20 protein-coding genes are annotated in these 21122 nt (G+C 65.2%); 17 read left to right on the top strand and 3 right to left on the bottom strand.

Annotation, left to right across the window (positions count from 1 at the left end):
* Window positions 1-54 precede the first annotated feature (54 nt).
* The 4 genes from QM615_RS18210 (at window position 55) to QM615_RS18225 (ending at window position 3132) form a co-directional block, all read left to right on the top strand.
* Window positions 55-564, top strand: a complete 510-nt coding sequence (locus QM615_RS18210) for a glutathione peroxidase (RefSeq protein WP_068283301.1) — start codon at window positions 55-57, stop codon at window positions 562-564.
* A 55-nt stretch (window positions 565-619) separates the two neighbouring features.
* Window positions 620-1321: a DUF2334 domain-containing protein gene (locus QM615_RS18215; RefSeq protein ID WP_149404991.1), complete on the top strand. Its 702-nt coding sequence runs from the start codon at window positions 620-622 to the stop codon at window positions 1319-1321.
* Between the two features lie 172 nt (window positions 1322-1493).
* Window positions 1494-2312 (top strand): hydroxyethylthiazole kinase, encoded by an 819-nt coding sequence (gene thiM, locus QM615_RS18220; RefSeq protein ID WP_188078530.1) that lies wholly within the window; start codon window positions 1494-1496, stop codon window positions 2310-2312.
* A gap of 193 nt (window positions 2313-2505) precedes the next feature.
* On the top strand, window positions 2506-3132 hold the full coding sequence (locus tag QM615_RS18225; protein WP_149404992.1) for an LppP/LprE family lipoprotein: 627 nt from the start codon (window positions 2506-2508) through the stop codon (window positions 3130-3132).
* Here QM615_RS18225 and QM615_RS18230 read toward each other — a convergent pair.
* Window positions 3129-3767, bottom strand: a complete 639-nt coding sequence (locus QM615_RS18230) for an MBL fold metallo-hydrolase (RefSeq protein ID WP_149404993.1) — start codon at window positions 3765-3767, stop codon at window positions 3129-3131. The genes QM615_RS18225 and QM615_RS18230 overlap by 4 nt on opposite strands.
* A gap of 96 nt (window positions 3768-3863) precedes the next feature.
* On the opposite strand from QM615_RS18230, the gene purS reads away from it, so the two are divergent.
* From purS to QM615_RS18245, 3 genes are read left to right on the top strand one after another with little or no spacing between them, the layout of a single operon-like run.
* Entirely contained in the window at window positions 3864-4115 is a 252-nt protein-coding gene (purS, locus tag QM615_RS18235) for a phosphoribosylformylglycinamidine synthase subunit PurS (protein WP_032395924.1), read from the top strand.
* Window positions 4112-4789 carry a phosphoribosylformylglycinamidine synthase subunit PurQ gene (gene purQ / locus QM615_RS18240; protein WP_068283306.1) on the top strand — a complete coding sequence of 226 codons (678 nt, stop codon included), beginning with the start codon at window positions 4112-4114 and terminating at the stop codon, window positions 4787-4789. The genes purS and purQ overlap by 4 nt, the downstream gene beginning before the upstream one ends.
* 36 nt (window positions 4790-4825) lie before the next feature.
* Complete coding sequence (locus tag QM615_RS18245; protein ID WP_149404994.1) at window positions 4826-5176, top strand: VOC family protein; 351 nt, start codon at window positions 4826-4828, stop codon at window positions 5174-5176.
* Between the two features lie 124 nt (window positions 5177-5300).
* Here QM615_RS18245 and QM615_RS18250 read toward each other — a convergent pair whose 3' ends face one another.
* Window positions 5301-6197, bottom strand: a complete 897-nt coding sequence (locus QM615_RS18250) for a hypothetical protein (RefSeq protein ID WP_283347713.1) — start codon at window positions 6195-6197, stop codon at window positions 5301-5303.
* A 58-nt stretch (window positions 6198-6255) separates the two neighbouring features.
* Between QM615_RS18250 and QM615_RS18255 the strand changes: the two genes are divergently transcribed.
* Window positions 6256-7530 (top strand): M18 family aminopeptidase, encoded by a 1275-nt coding sequence (locus tag QM615_RS18255; protein ID WP_149405582.1) that lies wholly within the window; start codon window positions 6256-6258, stop codon window positions 7528-7530.
* A gap of 369 nt (window positions 7531-7899) precedes the next feature.
* On the opposite strand, the gene QM615_RS18260 is transcribed toward QM615_RS18255, so the two are convergent.
* Complete coding sequence (locus QM615_RS18260; RefSeq protein ID WP_262498243.1) at window positions 7900-8664, bottom strand: nucleoside phosphorylase; 765 nt, start codon at window positions 8662-8664, stop codon at window positions 7900-7902.
* A 113-nt stretch (window positions 8665-8777) separates the two neighbouring features.
* Between QM615_RS18260 and purL the strand changes: the two genes are divergently transcribed.
* From purL to QM615_RS18305, 9 genes are all read left to right on the top strand, one after another.
* On the top strand, window positions 8778-11069 hold the full coding sequence (gene purL / locus QM615_RS18265) for a phosphoribosylformylglycinamidine synthase subunit PurL (protein WP_269594779.1): 2292 nt from the start codon (window positions 8778-8780) through the stop codon (window positions 11067-11069).
* An 83-nt stretch (window positions 11070-11152) separates the two neighbouring features.
* The gene (locus QM615_RS18270) at window positions 11153-12880 is read left to right on the top strand and encodes an alpha/beta hydrolase (protein WP_269594860.1); all 1728 of its coding nucleotides are present in this window, start codon (window positions 11153-11155) and stop codon (window positions 12878-12880) included.
* A complete protein-coding gene (locus QM615_RS18275) occupies window positions 12877-13530 on the top strand; it encodes a CPBP family intramembrane glutamic endopeptidase (protein WP_502941891.1) in 654 nt (217 codons plus the stop codon). Before QM615_RS18270 ends, QM615_RS18275 begins: the two co-directional genes overlap by 4 nt.
* A 5-nt stretch (window positions 13531-13535) precedes the next feature.
* Window positions 13536-13922 carry a sterol carrier family protein gene (locus QM615_RS18280; RefSeq protein ID WP_269594780.1) on the top strand — a complete coding sequence of 129 codons (387 nt, stop codon included), beginning with the start codon at window positions 13536-13538 and terminating at the stop codon, window positions 13920-13922.
* Window positions 13923-14047: 125 nt separating this feature from the next.
* Window positions 14048-15610, top strand: coding sequence for an amidophosphoribosyltransferase (gene purF / locus QM615_RS18285; protein ID WP_269594781.1), 1563 nt, complete (start codon window positions 14048-14050; stop codon window positions 15608-15610).
* A 116-nt stretch (window positions 15611-15726) separates the two neighbouring features.
* Window positions 15727-17412, top strand: a complete 1686-nt coding sequence (locus tag QM615_RS18290) for an ABC transporter substrate-binding protein (RefSeq protein ID WP_269594782.1) — start codon at window positions 15727-15729, stop codon at window positions 17410-17412.
* Between the two features lie 56 nt (window positions 17413-17468).
* Window positions 17469-18509 (top strand): ABC transporter permease, encoded by a 1041-nt coding sequence (locus tag QM615_RS18295; protein WP_269594862.1) that lies wholly within the window; start codon window positions 17469-17471, stop codon window positions 18507-18509.
* Window positions 18509-19477, top strand: a complete 969-nt coding sequence (locus QM615_RS18300) for an ABC transporter permease (protein ID WP_037194582.1) — start codon at window positions 18509-18511, stop codon at window positions 19475-19477. Before QM615_RS18295 ends, QM615_RS18300 begins: the two co-directional genes overlap by 1 nt.
* Window positions 19474-21111 (top strand): ABC transporter ATP-binding protein, encoded by a 1638-nt coding sequence (locus tag QM615_RS18305; protein WP_283347714.1) that lies wholly within the window; start codon window positions 19474-19476, stop codon window positions 21109-21111. The genes QM615_RS18300 and QM615_RS18305 overlap by 4 nt, the downstream gene beginning before the upstream one ends.
* Window positions 21112-21122: the final 11 nt, after the last annotated feature.

Raw genomic sequence — 21122 nt, forward strand, 5'->3', positions numbered from 1 at the left:
TTCTTGTTTTTCGTACGTCGGTTCCATTCTGTCGGTACTCACAGGTAAGTTCGGATGATGACTGAAGTTCAGAACATCGGCATCAACACGCTGGGTGGTGCGCCCACCTCGCTCGACGAGTACGCCGGAAGAGCCGTCCTCGTGGTCAATGTCGCCTCCAAGTGCGGACTGACCCCGCAGTACGAAAAGCTCGAGAAGCTCGCCAACGAATACTCGGCGCGAGGCCTGTCTGTCGTCGGAGTGCCCTGCAATCAGTTCGGTGGCCAGGAACCCGGCACCGCAGAAGAGATCGAGACCTTTTGCTCCACCACGTACGGCATCACGTTCGCGATGACCGAGAAGGTCGACGTCAACGGTGACAACCAGCACCCGTTGTACGCCGAACTGACCAAGACCGAAGACGCCGACGGCAAGGCCGGAGACGTCCAGTGGAATTTCGAGAAGTTCCTGATCTCGCCCGACGGCGTCGTGACCGATCGTTTCCGTCCGCGCACCGAGCCGGACGCACCCGAGGTGCTCGCAGCGATCGACAAGATCCTGCCGAAGGACACGATGGCCGTTTAGCTTCTGTCTTTTTCGACGTCGAGCCTCGTTCACGCTGGTGTGCGAGGCTCGAGTCATGTCTGGACGCCTGATCGTGTCGGTGAGCGGAATCAAGAACGACACCTACGAGCACGCCGCCGAGTTCGCGCGGATTCTCGACGGTCGCGGCGTTCCGCTGTCGCTGTTCGTCGCACCTCGGTTGAAGGACAAGTACCGACTCGCAGCCGACGTGCCCACCCAGGACTGGCTGCGGGCGCGACGCGACGGCGGCGACGCGATCGTTCTGCACGGCTACGACCAGGCCGCGACGAAGCGTCGACGCTCCGAGTTCTCCGCACTGCCGCGTCACGAAGCCCGACTGCGACTGATGGCCGCCGACCGCGTGATGGAACAAACCGGCCTGCGCACCCGAGTGTTCGCCGCTCCGCGCTGGATCGCCTCACCCGGAGCCGTCGAGGCCCTGCCCGACGCCGGGTTCCGAATGTTGGCTTCTTTGAACGGTATTCACGACCTCGATCGGGACGGTGTTGTCCGCGCCCGAGTATGGGGAATCGGCGAAGGATTCAAAGCCGAACCCTGGTGGTTCAAGGCCCTGGTACTCGGGGCGGGCCGCACCGCCCGACGCGACGGAGTGGTACGCCTGGCCATCAGTGCCAAGCAACTCGGACGCTCCGGACCGCGACAGGCCATCCTCGACGCCATCGACCTCTCCCTGCACCACGGAGCCGACGCCGGCGTGTACGAATGGATCCCGCGCACCAACTCTCGCGTGGCGTAGCTCCTCGCTGACTGACTACCACCCCGCCTTGCTCTGTACCTCCAATTGGGATCAATGTGGATTTCAGTCACTCAGATTGCAAGAAAGGCGCATTGATCCGAAGGGGGGGTGGGGTGGTCCATTGACGCGAACGGGGTGGGGTGGGGTGGGAGCGGTCGTAGACTCGTCCGCGATGAGTAATTCGACTGTGACCCTGGACGACATCGTTGCCGCACATCGACACCTGCGCGAGCGCAATCCGCTGGTGCAGTGCCTGACCAACACCGTGTCGGTGCAATTCGTCGCGAACGCGCTGTTGGCCGCGGGGGCCGCTCCGGCGATGGTGGACAACCCCGAGGAAGCGGCCGGCTTCGCCGAGATCGCCGACGCGGTCCTGGTCAATCTCGGGACTCCGACAGCCGCGCAGGTCGAAAGCGCTCACCTGGCGTCGGCCGCAGCGAGGGCAGCGGGGAAGCCGTGGGTTCTCGATCCGGTGGGAGCAGGTGGTCTGCCGTGGCGCACCCAGGTGGCCGTCGAGCTACTTGTCAACCGGCCCAGCGTCATTCGCGCCAATGCGTCGGAGATCATGGGGCTGGCAGGTGCGGACGGCGGATCGCGCGGAGTGGATTCGTCTGCGCAGGTGGCGGATTCGGTCGATGCGGCGAGTTCTTTGCTGGACCGAGCCGAGGTGGTGGCTGCATCGGGGGAGACCGATCACATTCTCGGCCCCGACGGCATGGTGAAGGTCGGCGGCGGAAGCGCTCTGCTGCAACGGGTTACGGCTACCGGGTGTGCGCTCGGTGCGCTGACGGCGGCGTACTGCTCGCTTGCTCCGACTGCGCTGATCGGTGCCGTCGCCGCGCATGCGCATGTTGCGGTGGCGTCGGAGATCGCGGCCCGGTCGACTTCGCGGCCGGGATCCTTCGCCGTCGCATTCCTCGACGGGCTCGACACGGTCGACGAGTCGGCAATTCGTGAATTGGTTCGGCTCGACATCGGCTGGCCTGAATGACACGCGATCCAGTGTGCAACTGGTGCTCCACTGTGCAGCAATATCCGTGGGAATGTCGCGAAACGTGCGCGTAGTGGTGCGAAAAAGGCAGATCGCTGCGAAGGTAACGCCCTCTTGACCGAAACGTGATGTAACGGAACATGTTTGCGAGTGGACATACCTGGCGTCGGGCAAATCGAACCAGGTGGTCTTCATGAAACGACTTCTACTCCTCGTAGTCAGTGCAACAGCCCTCGTCGCCTGCGGCGGAGCGGAGCAAGGAACCCCCGCGGCAGCACCGTCCCCGGCCGTTCCGGCAACCACTCAGGCAAGCCCGGCACCGGTGACACCCGACCCGGCCACCGTGACCGAGGGAGCGCAGCCGCAGCGGACGCCACCCGAGGAGGCCAGCGACCTGGTTCCGATGGGCACACCGGTGACCGAGTCGCAGTGCCTGGATCTGACGTGGGGGCAGGTACCGCAGGCCGTGGACTCGCTGCCGCTCGTGTTCGCAGATTCACCGTGGGTCGCTACCGACATGGGCGATCCCTGTGCGTCGTTCACCTGGGTCGAAGCTCTGCCGTACGGCGCGACGGTCAGCTCACCGACACATCTGCTGTTCTTCCACGACGCTGAGTACCTCGGCACTGCGACGTCGGAGCCGTACGGGTTCACGTCGGTGGCGGCCCAGTCCGCCGACACGATCACAGTGAACTACCGCTGGCCGCTCGCGAACGATGCCAATGCCAATCCCACCGGCGGCCCGGTGACGATCGACTACCGCTGGGACGGGACACAGGTCACCATGATCGGCACCCTCCCGCCCGAGGTCACCGGCTAGATCGAGACGGACGATTCCTCGGGAAGCTCGCGGATTTCGGCGTCGGACATCTCCTTGAAGCGGCCGTAGTAGACGCCCCTGGCCTGCTCCGCGACGATGGCCTGGTGGATGGGGAATGCCATCCTGGGGTTCACTGCTCGCAGGAATTCGACGGTCTCGGAGAGCTTCGACCACGGTGCGGCAGCGGGGAGCGCGAGAATCTCGACCTGTTGCTCGGGGACGAACAGCGAGTCACCCGGGTGGAACAGCTGGCCCGGATTCTCCGGAGTGCCGAGCAGGTAACCGGTGTTGTCGATCTCGGGCAGTTCGGGATGGATGACGGCATGGGTGCCGCCGACGCCGGTGACCGTGATCCCGCCGACCGTGAAGGCCTGACCCGCGGGAGCCGGAGTCCACTGGCCGCCGAGTTGGCCCGCGGTCATCGGATCGGCGTGCAGTGCCGCACGCGGATTCGCCTCCACCAGAGCGGGAAGTCGCTGCAGATCGACGTGATCCGGGTGCTGATGGGTGACGAGGATCGCGTCGAGTCCGGTGATGCCCTCGAAACCGTGAGAGAACGTGCCGGGATCGAACAGCACGGTGGTGCCGTTGAGTTCGACGAGAACGCAGGAATGTCCGAAGTGTGTCAGCCGCATGGTCCCCACAGTAAGCGCGGTTTCGCGCCTCCCGCCAGGGCTGCGTAGACTCCCACCTGCCGGTAACCAGCCGTACGTATTTCAAGGAGCGCTTTCGTGGCCCGAGTCGTTGTCGATGTCATGCCCAAGGCCGAGATTCTCGATCCGCAGGGTCAGGCGATCGCCGGTGCACTGGGCCGTCTTGGCATCTCCGGTGTGTCCGACGTCCGCCAGGGCAAGCGTTTCGAACTCGAGGTCGACGACACGGTCGACGACGCCGAGCTCGAGAAGATCGCGGAATCGCTGCTGGCCAACACCGTCATCGAGGACTGGACGGTCACCCGCGTATCGGTAGAGCCCGCCGCATGAGCGCCCGCGTAGGAGTCATCACTTTCCCCGGGACTCTCGACGACGTCGACGCCTCTCGCGCGGTCACCCTCGCCGGCGGCGAAGCCGTCAGCCTCTGGCATGCCGACGCCGATCTGAAGAACGTCGACGCCATCGTGGTCCCCGGCGGATTCTCGTACGGCGACTACCTCCGCGCCGGAGCGATCGCTCGCTTCGCCCCCGTGATGGAGTCCGTCGTCAAGGCCGCCGAGGGCGGTATGCCGATCCTCGGTATCTGCAACGGCTTTCAGGTGCTCTGCGAAGTAGGCCTGCTGCCCGGCGCTCTGACCCGCAACGAAGGGCTGCACTTCGTCTGCCGCGATCAGTGGCTGGCAGTGGAGAACACCGACACCGCGTGGTCTTCGCGATACGAGCCCGGTGCCGAGATTCTGATCCCGGTCAAGAATGCCGAGGGTCGATTCCAGGCACCGCAGAACGTGCTCGACGAGCTCGAGGGCGAGGGCCGGGTGGTCTTCCGTTACAGCGGCAGCAACCCGAACGGATCGCAGCGTGGGATCGCCGGGATCTCCTCGGCCAACGGTCGAGTCGTCGGTTTGATGCCGCACCCCGAACACGCCACCGAGCCGCTCACCGGACCGAGCGACGACGGCCTCGGCATCTTCTATTCGGCACTGGACACGATCGTCAACGCCTGACTCGAACGTGTCGGTGGTCGCGGTTACTGTGCCGCCATGACACTGAACTTGGCGATGATCACGTTCGACACGACCGACCCGGGACCGCTCGCCCGCTGGTGGGCCGCGCAGGCGGACGGAACGATCGTGGAAGAGAACGACGGGTGGTTCTACGTCGTCGAACTCGCGTCGGCACCGTATCGAATGGCCTTCCAGAAGATCGACGACCCGACGCCCGGCAAGAATCGCGTCCACCTCGACATGACCACCGGTGACCTCGACGCTGAGGTCACGCGGCTCGTCGAGGCGGGTGCACGCGAAATTGCGCAGCACACGATGGGCGACTTTCGCTGGGTGACACTGATCGATCCCGACGGCAACTCGTTCTGCGTGTCCGGTTCGCACTGAGTAGCGGATGCCCGTCCAAGCGTGGGTGATGCTCGTGGTCGGCTGGGACGTCTTTGCGTCGCTGCTGCGGGACGGCCCACCACCCCGCCGCCAGAACAGCGGGTCTACCGGCACGTGACGGCGGTCAGGCCGCGGCCGCCGGCAGCTCAGCCAAGGTAGAGGCGAAAACTCCCGTGGGCCCGCCCGATACGTCGCAGTACTCGCCGTCCCGCCAGAAGAACACCGAGCGTGACAGTGGGCTCGGCGTGTCACGACTGAACATGTCTGCCAGATCGGCGAGCTCGGCTGCTGCCGCGAGCGCCACGTCGGCGTTGCGCGGCCGGTGAAAAATGAACTCGTAGGCATTGGGAACGACGAACAATACGCCGTACAGACATTCGCCGAGGTGCGCGGAGATCAGCGTGGTCATATCGGCAATCTTCGACGCGAGGTAGATCGAATCACCGCTGAGGACCTCGATGTCGACGCTGTTTCTGCTGAGAACTCGGCCGTCCTCGAATTTCAGCGCTGCGGTGTTCCTTCGGCCGGCGGCCCAGGCGGCGCTGAGGTCTCGGCCGACGAGATGCCGATCTGCCAGTGTCACAGCGCGATTCGGAGAAGACAGGTTCAGCACCCGTCGCGGTGCGCCCGGCACGTCGAGTAGCGGGACGGAATACTCGTACTCGCACTCACCCATAGCCGCCAGGGCGGACGGAGCGATGACGCGCTCGCGCAGCCTCGAGTAGAACTCGTCGTCCGACAATCCGGTGAAGAACGTGGGATCCGCCTCGCGCATCATCTCGATCATGAGGTCGACATAGCCGGCGATGATGCCGTCCCACGCCGATCGACTCACCCCGGAGCACCGGGCGAACACATTGTTCAGTGACATGCGAACGCCCGAGCCCACCGCCAACGTCGTCGCATCCTCGCGGTGAACCACCACCCCACGCTTGCGAAATGCTTCGATCGTCTTCATCCGCACGATGGCGAATGTGGTCGCATGAACTGCGCCGTAATCAGGCAGAGAATGAAATTTCATGAAGTCGTCCCCCCGGTCGGTGTGTGCTCTCGAGGTGTTCGACGCGGCGGCTGCCACAATGGTTCCCATGTCGACTCACGCCTCCGCAACCGGTCTCTGCAACTTCGTCGACGTCTCTCCGTCACCGTTCCACGTGTGCCGGACAGTCTCCGTCCAACTCGACGACGCAGGATTCGTACGGGTCGACGAGACCGATACCTGGCCTACGGAAGCAGGCCGCTACTACCTGATCCGCGGCGGATCGCTGGTTGCTTGGAGTACCGAGAGTGATGGTCCGTTCCGTATCGTCGGCGGACACACCGACAGTCCCAACCTTCGCGTGAAGCAACATCCCGATCTTCAATCCGCGGGCTGGCAGATGGTGGGCCTCGAACCGTACGGCGGTGCGTGGCTCAACTCGTGGCTCGATCGCGATCTTGGCATTTCCGGCCGGCTGAGTGTGCGCGACGGAAACGCGGTGCGCGAGGTTCTGGTGAAGGTCGACGAGCCCATTCTGCGAGTCCCGCAGCTCGCGATCCACCTCTCCGAGGATCGCAAGGGCGTCACCCTCGATCCGCAGCGACACGTCAATGCCATTTGGGGCGTGGGCAATTCGCCACAATCATTCATTGCATACGTCGCCGAGCGAGAAGGCGTCGACCCGCATTCGGTACTGGGTTGGGAGTTGATGACGCACGATCTGGCGCCCAGTTCCGTCGTGGGTGTCGAGTCCGAACTGGTCAGCGCGCCGCGTCTGGACAATCAGGGCACCTGCTACGCCGGGACCCAGGCTTTGCTTGCCGCAGTGGACAATCCGACCGCTGTCACGCCGGTGCTGGCCCTGTTCGACCACGAGGAAGTCGGCAGTATGTCCGACCGCGGTGCGTTCTCGGATCTGCTGAACACCGTGCTCGAGCGCATCGTGCTCGGACGCGGCGGCGGCCGTGAGGAATTCCTGCGCACGATGGCCGGATCCATCTGTGCCTCGGGCGATATGGCGCACGCGACGCATCCCAACTACCCGGATCGGCACGAGCCCGCGCATCGCATCGCACTCGGTGGGGGACCGGTGCTCAAGGTCAACCAGAACCTGCGCTACGCAACGGATTCCGCGGGTGCCGGTGCCTTCGCGCTCGCCTGCGATCAGGCTGGAGTTCCCTTGCAGCGCTACGTACATCGAGCCGATCTGCCCTGCGGCTCGACCATCGGACCCATCACTGCGTCACGCACCGGCCTGTCCACGGTGGACGTCGGCGCAGCGCAGCTGGCCATGCACTCGTCGCGAGAGTTGATGGGAGCCAGTGACGTGAAGTCCTACGCCGACGCGTTGGCGGCATTCCTGGCCCCGGCCTGAGCCCGAACGGGGGTCGCAAACGCGCGCGCATTCGTCAGGTGCTCGCGGATTCGTGACCTGTGCTGGGGCGATTTCGCGTGCGTGTGGCAAACGCGCGCGCATTTGCGGGGGGACCGGGGGCGGAGGGTGTGGGCGGAGTCTGAATGCCGCGGCGCAACACCGTTTCCCGTTCCCCGTTCCCCGTTCGGCGGTCGCAAACGCGCGCGCATTCGTCAGGTGCTCGCGGATTCGTGACCTGAGCTGGGGCGAATTCGCGCGCGTATGGCAAACGCGCGCGCATTTGCGGGGGACCGGGGACCGGGGACGGGGCGGAGGCGAGTCAGAGACCCGGTGAACCCGAACCAGCAACCCAGTGAACCCGCGTCTCGGCTAGATCGGGCTCAGTTGCAGGCAAGCATCGGCCGCCAGCCAGAACAATTGTTCGCGCACTGTCGTGGCCTTGGTCCAGCCGCGGTGGTCCCAGTCGGCGGCGAGGGAGTCACCCGCGTACAGCAGTTGCGCGAATCGCACTCCGCGGAATCGGGCGACGGCGCAGAAGGCCGAGGCCTCCATGTCGACGGTGCGGCAGCCTTCGTCGACGCGGCGCGAAACGCGGGCTCGGGTCTCGCGATACAGCGCGTCCGTGGTCCAGGAGCGGCCGGTCACGAAATCGACTCCGGCGTCGGTCAGCACGGATTGCAGCACAGCCACTCCTGCCGGATCGGCGTCGACCACTCGTCCCGGCGGTAGGTAGTGGAACGAGGTGCCCTCGTCGCGGACGGCGCTGTCGACGACCATGACGTGTCCCATGCCCAGGTCGTCGGACAGTGCCCCCGCGCCGCCGACGGCCACGAACTGGGTGCATCCCATCGCGATGGCCTCTTCGAGGAACAGTGCGGCCAGTGGCGCTCCGACGCCGGGGTGGAAGACGGCAAGCTTCTCCCCGTTCCGTTCGATCTCGTAGACGGGATGTTCGCCGTGCTCGGAGCGCATGATCGAGACGACTCTGGCGTCGCCTTTCGCGCAGATGCTCTCGATCACCTCGGAGAAGAAACAGACGACGGCTTTCGGCGGTACGTCGACTCCCTTGGCCACCATCGACGGGTCGATGACGCCCGTTTCGTCCAGATCGTTCTCGGTCAGCGCGATGTCCATCAGTTGATGTTCGCACGACCGATTACAGACCCCGCACGACCGATGCCGTACATGTCGCACGGTCCCGATAGACTCTCCCTGGCATTTCGCTCCATCGAAGGGACCTATTCCTCGTGTCCGCTAGCTCTGTACCCACAGACACTGTCTCCAACGCCGTCGCAACCCCCGACGTAGCGCAGCCGTACAAGGAACTCGGACTCAAGGACGACGAATACGTCCGCATCAAGGAAATCCTCGGCCGCCGGCCGACCGACGCCGAGTTGGCGATGTATTCCGTCATGTGGAGCGAGCACTGCTCGTACAAGTCCTCGAAGGTGCACCTGAAGTACTTCGGTGAGACCACCACCGACGAGATGCGCAAGCCCATGCTCGCCGGTATCGGTGAGAACGCGGGCGTCGTCGACGTCGGCGACGGCTGGGCCGTCACGTTCAAGGTCGAGAGCCACAATCACCCGTCGTACGTCGAGCCCTACCAGGGTGCGGCGACGGGCGTCGGCGGCATCGTCCGCGACATCATGGCCATGGGCGCGCGCCCGATCGCCGTCATGGACCAGCTGCGATTCGGTGCCGCCGATGCACCCGATACGCGCCGCGTCCTGAGCGGCATCGTCGCAGGCGTCGGTGGCTACGGAAACTCCCTCGGCCTGCCGAACATCGGCGGCGAGACGGTGTTCGACGCCTCCTACGCCGGTAACCCTCTGCTGAACGCTCTGTGTGCCGGTGTCATGCGCGTCGAGGACATGCATCTTGCGTTCGCGTCGGGCCTGGGCAACAAGATCATTCTGTTCGGTGCACGCACCGGTCTCGACGGCATCGGCGGCGTGTCCGTGCTCGCGTCGGAGACTTTCGACGGCGACGAAACCGGCGGTGGCCGCAAGAAGCTTCCGGCAGTGCAGGTCGGCGACCCGTTCACCGAGAAGGTGCTCATCGAGGCCTGCCTCGAGCTGTACTCCAACAAGCTCGTCGTCGGTATCCAGGACCTCGGTGGTGCCGGGTTGTCCTGCGCTACTTCGGAACTCGCGTCAGCGGGAAGTGGCGGTATGCACATCGAGCTGGAGAAGGTGCCGATGCGCGCCACCGGCATGACGCCCGCCGAGGTGCTGTCGAGCGAATCCCAGGAGCGCATGTGCGCCGTGGTGACTCCCGACAACGTCGACGCGTTCATGGCCGTCTGCAAGAAGTGGGACGTTCTGGCCACGGTGATCGGTGAGGTCACCGACGGTGAGCATCTGCAGATCACCTGGCACGGCGAGACGGTCGTCGACGTACCGCCGAAGACCGTCGCGCACGAGGGACCGGTGTACAACCGTCCCGTGCAGCGTCCCGCCACCCAGGACGATCTGGTCGCGAACACCACGGCGTCGCTGCAGCGTCCGGAAACCGGGGACGAGCTGAAGGCGACGTTGCTGAAGATGATCGGCTCTCCGCAGCTGTGCAGCCGACGCTTCATCACCGAGCAGTACGACCGCTACGTGCGCGGCAACACCGTCCTCGCCGAGCACGCCGACGCAGGCGTCATCCGCATCGACGAGAAGACCGGTCGCGGAATCGCTTTGGCCACCGACGCGTCGGGTCGCTACACCGCACTCGATCCGTATCAGGGTGCGCAGCTGGCGTTGGCCGAGGCGTTCCGCAACGTCGCCGTCACCGGCGCGACGCCCAAGGCCGTCACCAACTGCCTGAACTTCGGCTCACCCGAGGACCCGGGCGTCATGTGGCAGTTCCAGCAGGCCGTGCGCGGATTGGCGGACGGCTGCGTCACCCTTGGCATTCCCGTGACCGGCGGCAACGTCAGTTTCTACAACCAGACCGGTGCCGAGCCGATCCTGCCGACGCCCGTCGTCGGTGTACTCGGCGTCATCGACGACGTGCATCGCCGCATCCCCACCGGCCTCGGTCTCGAGCCCGGCGAGACGCTGATCCTGCTCGGCGAGACCCACGACGAGTTCGACGGGTCCATCTGGGCTCAGGTCGAGCACGATCACCTCGGCGGCGTGCCACCCAAGGTCGATCTCGCCCGCGAGCAACTGCTGGCAGACATTCTGCTCTCGTCCTCGCGCGACGGATTGGTCTCGGCGGCACACGATCTGTCCGAGGGCGGCCTCGCTCAGGCCGTCGTCGAAGCCGCTCTGGCCGGTGAAACCGGTTGCCGCATCATCCTTCCCGAGGGTGCCGATCCGTTCGTGACGCTGTTCTCCGAGTCCTCGGGCCGCGTACTGGTCGCGGTACCGCGCACGGAAGAAACTCGCTTCACCGGCATGTGCACCGCCCGCGGTCTGCCGTGGGCGCGCATCGGCGTCGTCGACGAGGGTTCGGATTCGATCGAGGTGCAAGGGCAGTTCTCCGTCCCGATGACGGAGCTGCGCGAGACGTTCGAGCGCACTCTCCCCAGACTCTTCGGCTGACCGAGGTGGGGGGACGCACATCGGAGCAGCGCCACGACGAGGTCGACGCGACACTCGAGAAGGACCAGCATCATCGGTACCACCTGCCCTCGGTCGAGTTCGCCGTCCCCTCACCCGCCAAGCATCCGTTCGTCATGTGGGCCTGGGGCCTGCTGCGCCTGGACTTCACCGGAATTGCGTTCAGCGCGTTGTTCTTCTGCTGGTCGTTGACTCCGTCTCTGCTCCCTCGTGGATGGCTGTTCCAGGGCATCATCGGCGGTATCAACGCGGCCATCGGCTACGCCTTCGGCGTCGCGGTGGGTTGGGCCGTGACCCGTTGGTGGCTCTCGTCGCGATCGTGGTGGCCGTTGCCGCGCAAGGTCGAGCTGGCCGTCAAGGTCGCCGTTCCCGTCCTCGCGATCGCGGCATCGATGGTCATGCTGGCGATCTCGGCGGAATGGCAGCGTGAGCTGGCCGCTCTGATGGACGCGGAGGGAACCACCACGACGGGGTATTTCCGCACCGGCGCGCTCAGTATCGCCATGGCAGCGCTGCTGATCTCGGTGTGGCGGGTGTTGCGTGACTTCGTTCGTCTGCTCGCCCGTCAGATCAACCGCATCGTGAAGATGCCGCGCGAAGTGGCCAATGCGCTCGGGGTCGTCGTCCTCGTCGTGCTGTCCGTCGCCCTGGTTCAGGGTGTCCTGCTGCGCGCGGTCTCCGAGGTCACCAATTCCGTGTTCAGTCTGCAGAACGACGAAACCCGGGACGGCGCAGAACAACCCGTCGCCGACGAACGCTCCGGCAGCCCGAACTCGTTGGCGCCGTGGGACACCCTCGGCTTCGAGGGTCGCGACTTCGTCTCCAGCGGACTTCGCGCCGACGAGATGGAGCGAGCCACGGGCCGCCCCAGCCTCGAACCGATCCGGGCATATGCAGGGCTGGAAACCGCAGAGACCCAGGACGAGCGACTGAACATCGTGGTCGCCGAACTCGAACGCACCGGGGCATTCCAGCGCGCGGCTCTCGTCGTCGTCCCGACCACCGGAACCGGATGGGTCAATCCCACCGCCATCGAAGCCGAAGAGCTCATGTTCGACGGCGATGTCGCCACCGTCGCATCCCAGTACTCGTACCTGCCGAGTTGGATCTCCTTCGTCGCGGAGGGAGACAAGGCCGCGCAGGCAGGCAGAGCTCTGATCGACAAGGTGCACGACCGCTGGCTGCAGGAACCGGAGGCCACGCGCCCCAAGTTCTACGTCTACGGCGAGAGCCTCGGTACCCAGGCGGGTGAAGGCGCGTTCGACGGTCTGGCCGACATCCGGGCCACCACCGACGGCGTCCTGTGGGTGGGACCGCCGAACAACAACCGCATCTGGAGTCAGTTCGTCAGCCGACGCGACCCGGGAAGCCCGGAGGTGCGGCCGGTCTACTCCGAGGGCCTGACGGTCCGGTTCGCCGACAACTCGTCGGGCATCCCGCCGGAGGATCAGCCCTGGTACGAGCCGCGGATCCTCTACGTTCAGCACGCGTCGGATCCGGTGGTCTGGTGGTCACCCGACCTGTTGTTCGAGCGTCCCGACTGGCTGTCCGAGCCACCGGGGCCGGACCGGCTGCCGAGCATGCGATGGTTCCCGGTCGTGACCTTCTGGCAGGTGGCCGCCGATCTGACGAACGCCGCAGGCGTTCCCGACGGACACGGCCACAATTACGGAACCCTCGTGCTCGACGGCTGGGTGGCCGTTGCCGCGCCCGAGGGGTGGACCGACCGCGACACCGAACGAGTCCGCGGGGTCATGGAGCAGTTCGCCGGCCGGGACGGTCCGGAGAAGTGAGAACCGCAGTGACGGCCGGAGTGGAGCCTGCGGAACGACCCATTCTGGCCGGAGTGGAGCCTGCGGGACGACCCATTCTCACCGGACTCGCGACGACGGCGTGGAGTACCTACCTCCTTCCCGCGCTCGGTCTCGATGCCCGTGGACGGGCAGTGGCCAACGCGTCGTTCGCCGTCGGTGTGGCTGCACTGTCTCGAACGAGCGCAGCAGAGCTCGGCCTGCGCAACGTCGCCGCCGGGCTGAAGTGGGGCGCTGCGGCGTCGGCCATTCCCGTTCTCGGATCTGCCGTCGTCGCTGCGATTCCTGCGTTGCGTCGCCGCGTCCGGCCGTCCGAGGACGAACTGGCCGAGTGGGTTCTGTTTCGCATCCCGGTGGGAACGGTACTGACCGAGGAACTGCTCTTCCGCGGTGTGCTCGACGCCGCGTCGCCTGCTCTGTCGCCGATCTTCTTCGGGCTCTGGCACATTCACCCGGCCCGCGCGGCGGGTGACACCGTGGTCGGAACGGTGGTGGCAACGGCAGCGGCCGGTGTGGTGTTCTCGTGGCTTCGAGCCCGCAGCGGCAGTGTGCTCGCCCCGGCGCTGCTGCACTACTTTCTCAACGCCAGTGGCGCTGTGCTGGCGCATCTCGCAGCGGACGACAGGAGTTAGGCGCAGTGCCACCGCACAAGGAAGTCGGCCCCGCCGAGGTACGCGAGGCCGTGCTGGCCGTCGAGCAATGGATCAAGGGTGAGGCGGACAAGCCTGCGCGGGCGCAGATAGCCGCAGCGGTACGCACCACTGCCAGAACTCTCGGCCAGAATGCGCCGGGATCCTCGGTGGAGGTGCGGGTACCGCCGTTCGTCGCGGTGCAGTGCATCGAGGGGCCGCGTCACACCCGGGGGACACCGCCGAACGTCGTCGAAACCGACGCGCTGACGTGGCTGCAGGTGGTCACCGGAATCCGCGATTTCGCCGAGGCTCTCGCCGACGGTTCGATCGATGCGTCGGGCAGTAGAGCGGCGGAAGTGGGTCGCTGGCTGCCGCTGTTGTCCATCAGGTGATCGGTGTGAATCGGACACACGTTCACCTACTGGGAATCTCCCGTCCACACGATGCGTTGACTCCGGCCGTGTGCCCGTAGACTCAGGCACGGCCCCCCGCCCCGTCCCCCAAGGGAGCAATGCCCGTGACCAACGCCGATTTGTCGGTCGACAGTCCGAATCTTCTGGTAAGCAAACCCCTCGACGAACCGGAGAACGAGCCGCGCGAGGAGTGCGGAGTGTTCGGAGTGTGGGCACCGGGCGAGGATGTGGCCAAGCTCTCGTATTACGGCCTCTATGCACTGCAGCACCGTGGCCAGGAGGCTGCCGGCATCGCAGTGTCCGACGGTTCCCAGGTGTTGGTGTTCAAGGATCTCGGTCTCGTCAGCCAGGTGTTCGACGAGCAGACGCTCGGCGCTATGCCCGGGCACGTCGCCATCGGTCACTGCCGCTACTCCACCAGTGGTTCGGTCACGTGGGAGAACGCGCAGCCGATCTTCCGTACCACCACCGCCGGGACGGGGATTGCGCTCGGCCACAACGGGAATCTGGTGAACTTCGCCGAGCTCGCCACCAAGGCGCGCGACGCAGGCCTGATCAACGACCGGCTGCAGGGCAACGGCACGTCGGATTCCGACGTGGTGACCGCGCTGCTGGCGCACAAGGCGGCCGACTGCACCATCGAGCAGGCGGCGATGGAATTGCTGCCATTGCTCAAGGGTGCCTTCTGTCTGACGTTCATGGACGAGCACACCCTCTACGCCGCGCGTGACCCGCACGGCGTTCGACCGTTGTGCCTCGGGCGCCTCGATCGCGGCTGGGTGGTTGCCAGCGAGACGGCGGCTCTCGACATCGTCGGTGCCGCATTCGTCCGCGACATCGAGCCCGGTGAACTGCTCGCGATCGACGCCGACGGTGTTCGGTCCTCGCGCTTCGCAGCTCCCGAGCCCAAGGGTTGCGTGTTCGAGTACGTGTATCTCGCTCGTCCCGACAGCGTCATCGGTGGTCGTTCGGTGCACTCGACGCGAGTCGAGATCGGACGTCGTCTCGCGAAGGAACATCCGGCCGAGGGGGACCTGGTGATTCCCGTGCCCGAGAGCGGAACTCCTGCTGCGGTCGGTTTCGCGCAGGGCTCCGGCATCCCGTACGGCCAGGGTTTGATGAAGAACGCCTACGTGGGCCGCACGTTCATTCAGCCGTCGCAGACCATTCGTCAACTCGGTATCCGGCTCAAGCTGAATCCTCTCAAAGAGGTCATACGGGGCAAAAGGCTGGTGGTGGTGGACGATTCGATCGTTCGCGGCAACACCCAGCGCGCCCTGATCAGGATGCTCCGCGAGGCCGGTGCGCTGGAGATTCACGTGCGTATCGCGTCGCCGCCGGTGCGCTGGCCCTGCTTCTACGGCATCGACTTCGCTTCTCCCGCAGAGCTGATCGCCAACGGTGTCGATTCCGAGGACGGAATTCTCGAGGGTGTGCGGCAGGCGATCGGTGCCGATTCGTTGGGGTACATCTCCATCGACGGCATGATCGCGGCCTCCGAGCAGCCTGAATCCCGGTTGTGTGCAGCATGTTTCACCGGCAAGTATCCGATCGATCTGCCGGCCGACAACGCACTCGGCAAGCACGTTCTCGAGGGTCTGCTGGCCTCGGCCGCCGGGCAGCCGGTGGACAACGACGCGAACGTGAGTGCTCTGAGTCGTCCCTGAGCAGGGCGTTCCTGCGAGGGAACAGCAGGGTTTTCTCAATGCCACATATTGGAAACAGTCCGTCGGTACTGTCCTTTCAGTTACATAGGACACACCGATTGGATAGAGGCTTTCAGATGACCCTGTCGCCCGACGACGGACGCATGCAGCGCTACAGCGCGGCATCGAAGACCGCTGCACCCAGCTCAGCGGGACGCAAGCACGGCAAGAAAGTTGCTGCAGTGGCAGCACTGTCGGTACTCGCATTGACTGCGGCAGCCTGCGGCTCGGGCCGCACCGACGAAGCCGGTGGCTCCGGCGAGGGCAGTGGTGACACCATCACCGTCGGCACCACCGACCAGGTGACGTCACTCGACCCGGCCGGCTCGTACGACAACGGCTCGTTCATGGTCATGAACCAGACGTATCCCTTCCTGATGAATTTTGCGCCCGGTAGCTCCGAGCTCGAGCCCGATGTCGCCGAGAGCTGCGATTTCACCGAGCCGACCGTGTACACGTGCACGCTGAAGGACGATCTGACGTTCGCGAACGGCAACCCGCTGACGAGCGAGAGCGTGAAGTTCTCCTTCGATCGCATCGTCGCCATCAACGATCCCAACGGACCCGCGTCGCTGCTGACGAACCTCGACAGCGTCGCGACTCCGGACGAGAAGACCGTCGAGTTCACGCTGAAGGCCGCGAACGATCAGACGTTCCCGCAGATTCTGGCGACACCGGCGGGCCCGATCGTCGACCAGACCGTGTTCCCGGCAGATTCGATTCTCGACGACGACGCCATCGTGGCGGGCACCCCGTTCGCAGGCCCGTACTCCATCTCGAGCTACGCCAAGAACTCCCTCGTCAGCTTCACCGCGAACGGCGACTACAAGGGCATCCTCGGAACTCCGAAGACTTCGTCGATCAACGCGAAGTACTACACCAGCTCCGACAACCTCAAGCTCGACGTGCAGAACAAGGCCATCGACGTCGCGTGGCGATCGCTGACCCCGACGGACGTCGAATCTCTCGGCAGCGTCGACGGTCTGACGGTGCACGAGGGACCCGGCGGCGAATCGCGCTACATGGTCTTCAACATGAACACGATGCCCGGTGACAACCCTGATCAGAAGCTGGCCGTGCGCAAGGCAATTGCGGCCTCGGTGGATCGCCAGGCGCTGTCCGACGGCGTCTACAAGGGCACCTACACCCCGCTGTACTCGGTGGTCCCCACCGGTCTGGCCGGTGCGAACACCGCGTACGGCGACGTCTACGGCACCACCCCGAACCGCGACGAAGCAGCCGGATTCCTCTCTGCCGCAGGCGTTGCCACCCCGGTGCAGCTGAACCTGCAGTACAACCCGGACCACTACGGTTCGAGCTCGAGCGAGGAATACGCCGCGATCAAGAGCCAGCTCGACGCGACGGGCCTGTTCAACGTGAACCTGCAGTCCACCGAGTGGAGCACGTACACCAAGGAACGCGTCGCCGACGCCTACCCCGTGTACCAGCTGGGCTGGTTCCCGGACTACCCCGATGCGGACAACTACCTGACGCCGTTCTTCGGGCCGGACAACTTCCTGCAGTCGCACTTCGAGAGCCCGGCCATCACGTCACTGCTCGATCTCGAGCGCACGACCGCCGACGAGAATGCGCGGATGCAGATCATCGGTCAGATTCAGACCGAGCTCGCGACGAACTACCTGCCGACGCTTCCGTTGTTGGAGGGCAAGCAGATCGCCGTCGCCACCGACGAGATCAGCGGCGTGGACGAGACTCTCGACGCCTCGTTCAAGTTCCGATTCGTCACTCTCGCCAGGGGCTGACCGGCGTGCCCACTACCGACAGCACGACGGTAGAGGGCGAGAAGCAAGCACAGCAGGTGAGCGCGCCGTCACGGTACGGCGCGCTCGCCCGTTATCTCGGGGTCAGATTTCTGCTGATCATTCCGACTGCCTGGATTCTCGTCACCGTCGTGTTCTTTCTGATGCGGGTGATCGGTGATCCGATCACCGCGGCCCTCGGTGGTCGCCTACCTGCCGAACAGATCGCCCAGCGCAAGGCCGAGGCCGGCTACGACCGACCCATTCTGACGCAGTACTGGGAGTACCTGACCGGACTGTTGCGCGGCGATTTCGGCCGCTCCGCCACCGACAACCGCGCGATCAGCGACGTCCTGCTCGTCAACGGCGCTGCCACACTGGAATTGGCGTTCTGGGCACTGCTGGTCGCCTTCGCGGTCGGCATCCCGCTCGGGTTCTTCGCCGCCACCCATCGGGACCGCTTCGGTGACGCCTCGCTGCGGATCTTCGCGATCCTGGCGTACGCGGCTCCGGTGTTCTTCGTCGGCATGTTGCTCAAGCTGCTGTTCGCAGTCAAGCTCGGCTGGCTGCCCGTCGCCGGTCGTGCCAGCACCAATGTGGAACTGGCACTGCAGAACGTCTCGCCCAAGACCAACATTCTGATCGTCGACTCGTTCCTGTACGGCGAGCCGAGCTACATCGTGAACGTGCTCGAGCATGCCGTACTACCCGCACTCGCCCTGGGTCTGTTGACGGCCGGAGTGTTCCTGAGGCTGGTGCGCGTCAACCTGATTCAGACGTTGCAGGCACCGTTCGTCGACGCTGCGCGCGCTCGCGGTTTGAGCGAGGGCACGGTGACGCGACGACATGCGTTCCGCAACGCCATGATTCCCATCGTCACCGTCATCGGCCTGCAGATCGCCGTGCTCCTGGGCGGTGCGGTACTGACCGAGACGACCTTCGAGTGGCAGGGCCTGGGCTACGAACTCGCCCGATACCTCCAGCAACGCGATTTCGTTGCGGTGCAGGGCATCGTGACGTTCCTGGCCGTCGTGGTCGCCGTCGTCAGCTTCGTCACCGACGCGATCGTCGCACTCATCGACCCGAGAGTGAGGTTCTGATGAGCACCGAAGTCGTGCTGTCCGACGTCCCTCCCACCCGTCCGCATCGTCGAGGATTTCCCGGCGTCGCATTCGTCAAGTCCACGTCGGGGTTGCAACGCGTCACCTTGATCGTCGGGTTGGCACTGATGGTGGGGTTCGTGATCGCCGCAGTGTTCGCCCCGCTTCTCGCGCCGTACGGGTTCTCGCAGACCAGTGATGCCGGGCAGGATTTTGCTCGCCAAGCGGCTCCGTCTGCCCAGCACTGGTTCGGCACCTCGGTTCGCGGTGAGGACGTGTTCTCGCGCGTGATCTACGGTGCCCGAACGGCATTGATGGTGATCGCGTCGTCGTTGATTCTCTCGCTGATCATCGGTGTTCCGCTCGGCCTGGCCTCGGGCTACATCGGCCGTTGGTTCGACCGCGTGCTCGTGCTGTTCATGGACGCGATGTACGCGTTCCCGTCTCTGCTTCTCGCGGTGGTTATCTCGATCGTCGTCGCAGGCGGGCAGTCGTCGAGCTTCGGTGGCATCGCATCCGCAGCCATCGCCATCACGGCGATCTTCGTGCCGCAGTACTTCCGCGTCGTGCGCAACGCCACGGTGGCGGTCAAGACCGAACCGTACGTCGATGCCGCTCGGGTCACCGGTGCCGGTACTCCGCGAATCCTGTTCCGCCACATCCTCGCCAACGTGGTGCAGACGCTGCCGGTCATCATCACCCTCAACGGTGCCGAGGCCATCCTGACCCTCGCCGGACTCGGATTCCTCGGATTCGGCATCGAACCCACCTCCGCCTCGGAGTGGGGATACGACATCAACAAGGCGCTGCCCGATATCTCCAACGGCATCTGGTGGACGTCGGTGTTCCCTGGCCTGGGCATCGTGTTGGTGGTGCTCGGCCTGACCATGGTGGGCGAAAGCGCAAGCGAGACACTCAATCCGCTGCTGCGCACCCGCAAGAAGTTCAAGAAGGCGGTGAAGGTATGACATCGAGTGTTGCAACTCCACGCGAGTCCGCATTGTCGGTGAAGTCGTTGTCCGTCACGTTCCTCACCGATGCCGGCGAGGTCGATGCCGTCACCGAAGTCTCGTTCGAGGTGTTCCCCGGCGAAGTACTGGCCGTGGTGGGGGAGTCCGGATCGGGCAAGTCCGTCAGCGTCCGATCCGCCATCGGCCTGCTCCCCGACACCGCACGCGTCGAGGGACACGTGGTACTCGGTGGCCAGGACGTGACTACGCTGAGCAACAAGGCGTGGGCGCAGTTGCGCGGCAACAAGATTTCGATGGTGTTCCAGGAACCGGGCAGCGCCCTCGATCCGCTGTTCACCATCGGCTATCAAATAGTGGAGGCGCTGCGGGCGCACACGCGCGACGACGGCAAGCGAATGTCGGCGAAGGACGCCAAGATTCGGGCCGTCGAGCTGTTGACGATGGTGGGTCTGCCCAACCCCGAGCAGCGGTTCTCGTACTATCCGCACGAGCTCTCGGGTGGGCAGAAACAACGCGTCATGATCGCGATCGCCATCTCGTGCGAGGCGAAGGTCATCATCGCCGACGAGCCGACCACCGCCCTCGACGTCACGGTGCAGGCCGAAATCCTGGAGCTGCTCCGTGATCTCAAGGACCGGCTCGGCTGCGCCATCGTGCTCATCACCCACAGCATGGGCGTCGTGTCCGACCTGGCCGACCGCGTCGTCGTCATGCAGAACGGCCGCGTCGTCGAGGAAGCTCCGGTGGCGCAACTGTTCGACGCACCCGCCGACGACTACACCAAGAAGCTGCTGGCCGCGGTGCCGACCCTCGCCGCCGTGGAGTCCGACAAGACGGTCGACACCTCCGGCGAGCCGGTACTCGACGTCTCGCGTTTGGTGGTGCAGTTTTCCGGCGGCGTCGGCTCACCTGCGTTCCGGGCGGTCGACGACGTCTCGCTCACCATCCACCGCGGCGAAACACTCGGGCTGGTGGGCGAATCCGGCTCGGGCAAGTCCACGATCGGCAGATGTGTTGCAGCACTGCAGAAGCCGACCAGCGGCAGCGTGACGGTGATGGGGCAGAACATCGCAGGCGTGAGCGAACGCAAGCTGAAGCCGCTACGCAAGCGATTCGGGTTCGTCTTCCAGGACCCGTCCGCATCACTGAACCCCCGACTGACCGTCGGGCAATGCATCGCCGAACCGATGATCGTGCATAAGTACGGCTCCAAGGACGCGATCGCGGCGAGGACGACCGAGCTGCTCGACGCCGTGCAACTGCCGTCGGGCACCGACAAGCGCTACCCCCACGAGCTCTCCGGTGGGCAGCGGCAACGCGTCAGCCTGGCGCGGGCACTGGTGCTGGGACCTGATCTGGTGGTCGCGGACGAGCCGACCAGCGCTCTGGACGTGTCGGTGCAGGCAGCCGTGCTCGATCTGTTCGAGGCACTGCAGCAGGAATTCGGCTTCGCCTGCCTGTTCATCAGTCACGACCTCGCGGTGGTCGACCGCGTTGCGCACCGCGTGGTGGTACTGCGCAACGGGGCAATCGTGGAGGAGGGGACACCGTGGAAGATCCTGCGATCCCCGGAGGCGGAGTACACCAAGAAGCTGTTGGCGGCGATCCCGGGTAAGCGCCTGCACACGTGAATTCTTCTCGC

The organism is Rhodococcus sp. IEGM 1341, assembly GCF_030056895.1.
Lineage (GTDB): Bacteria > Actinomycetota > Actinomycetes > Mycobacteriales > Mycobacteriaceae > Rhodococcoides.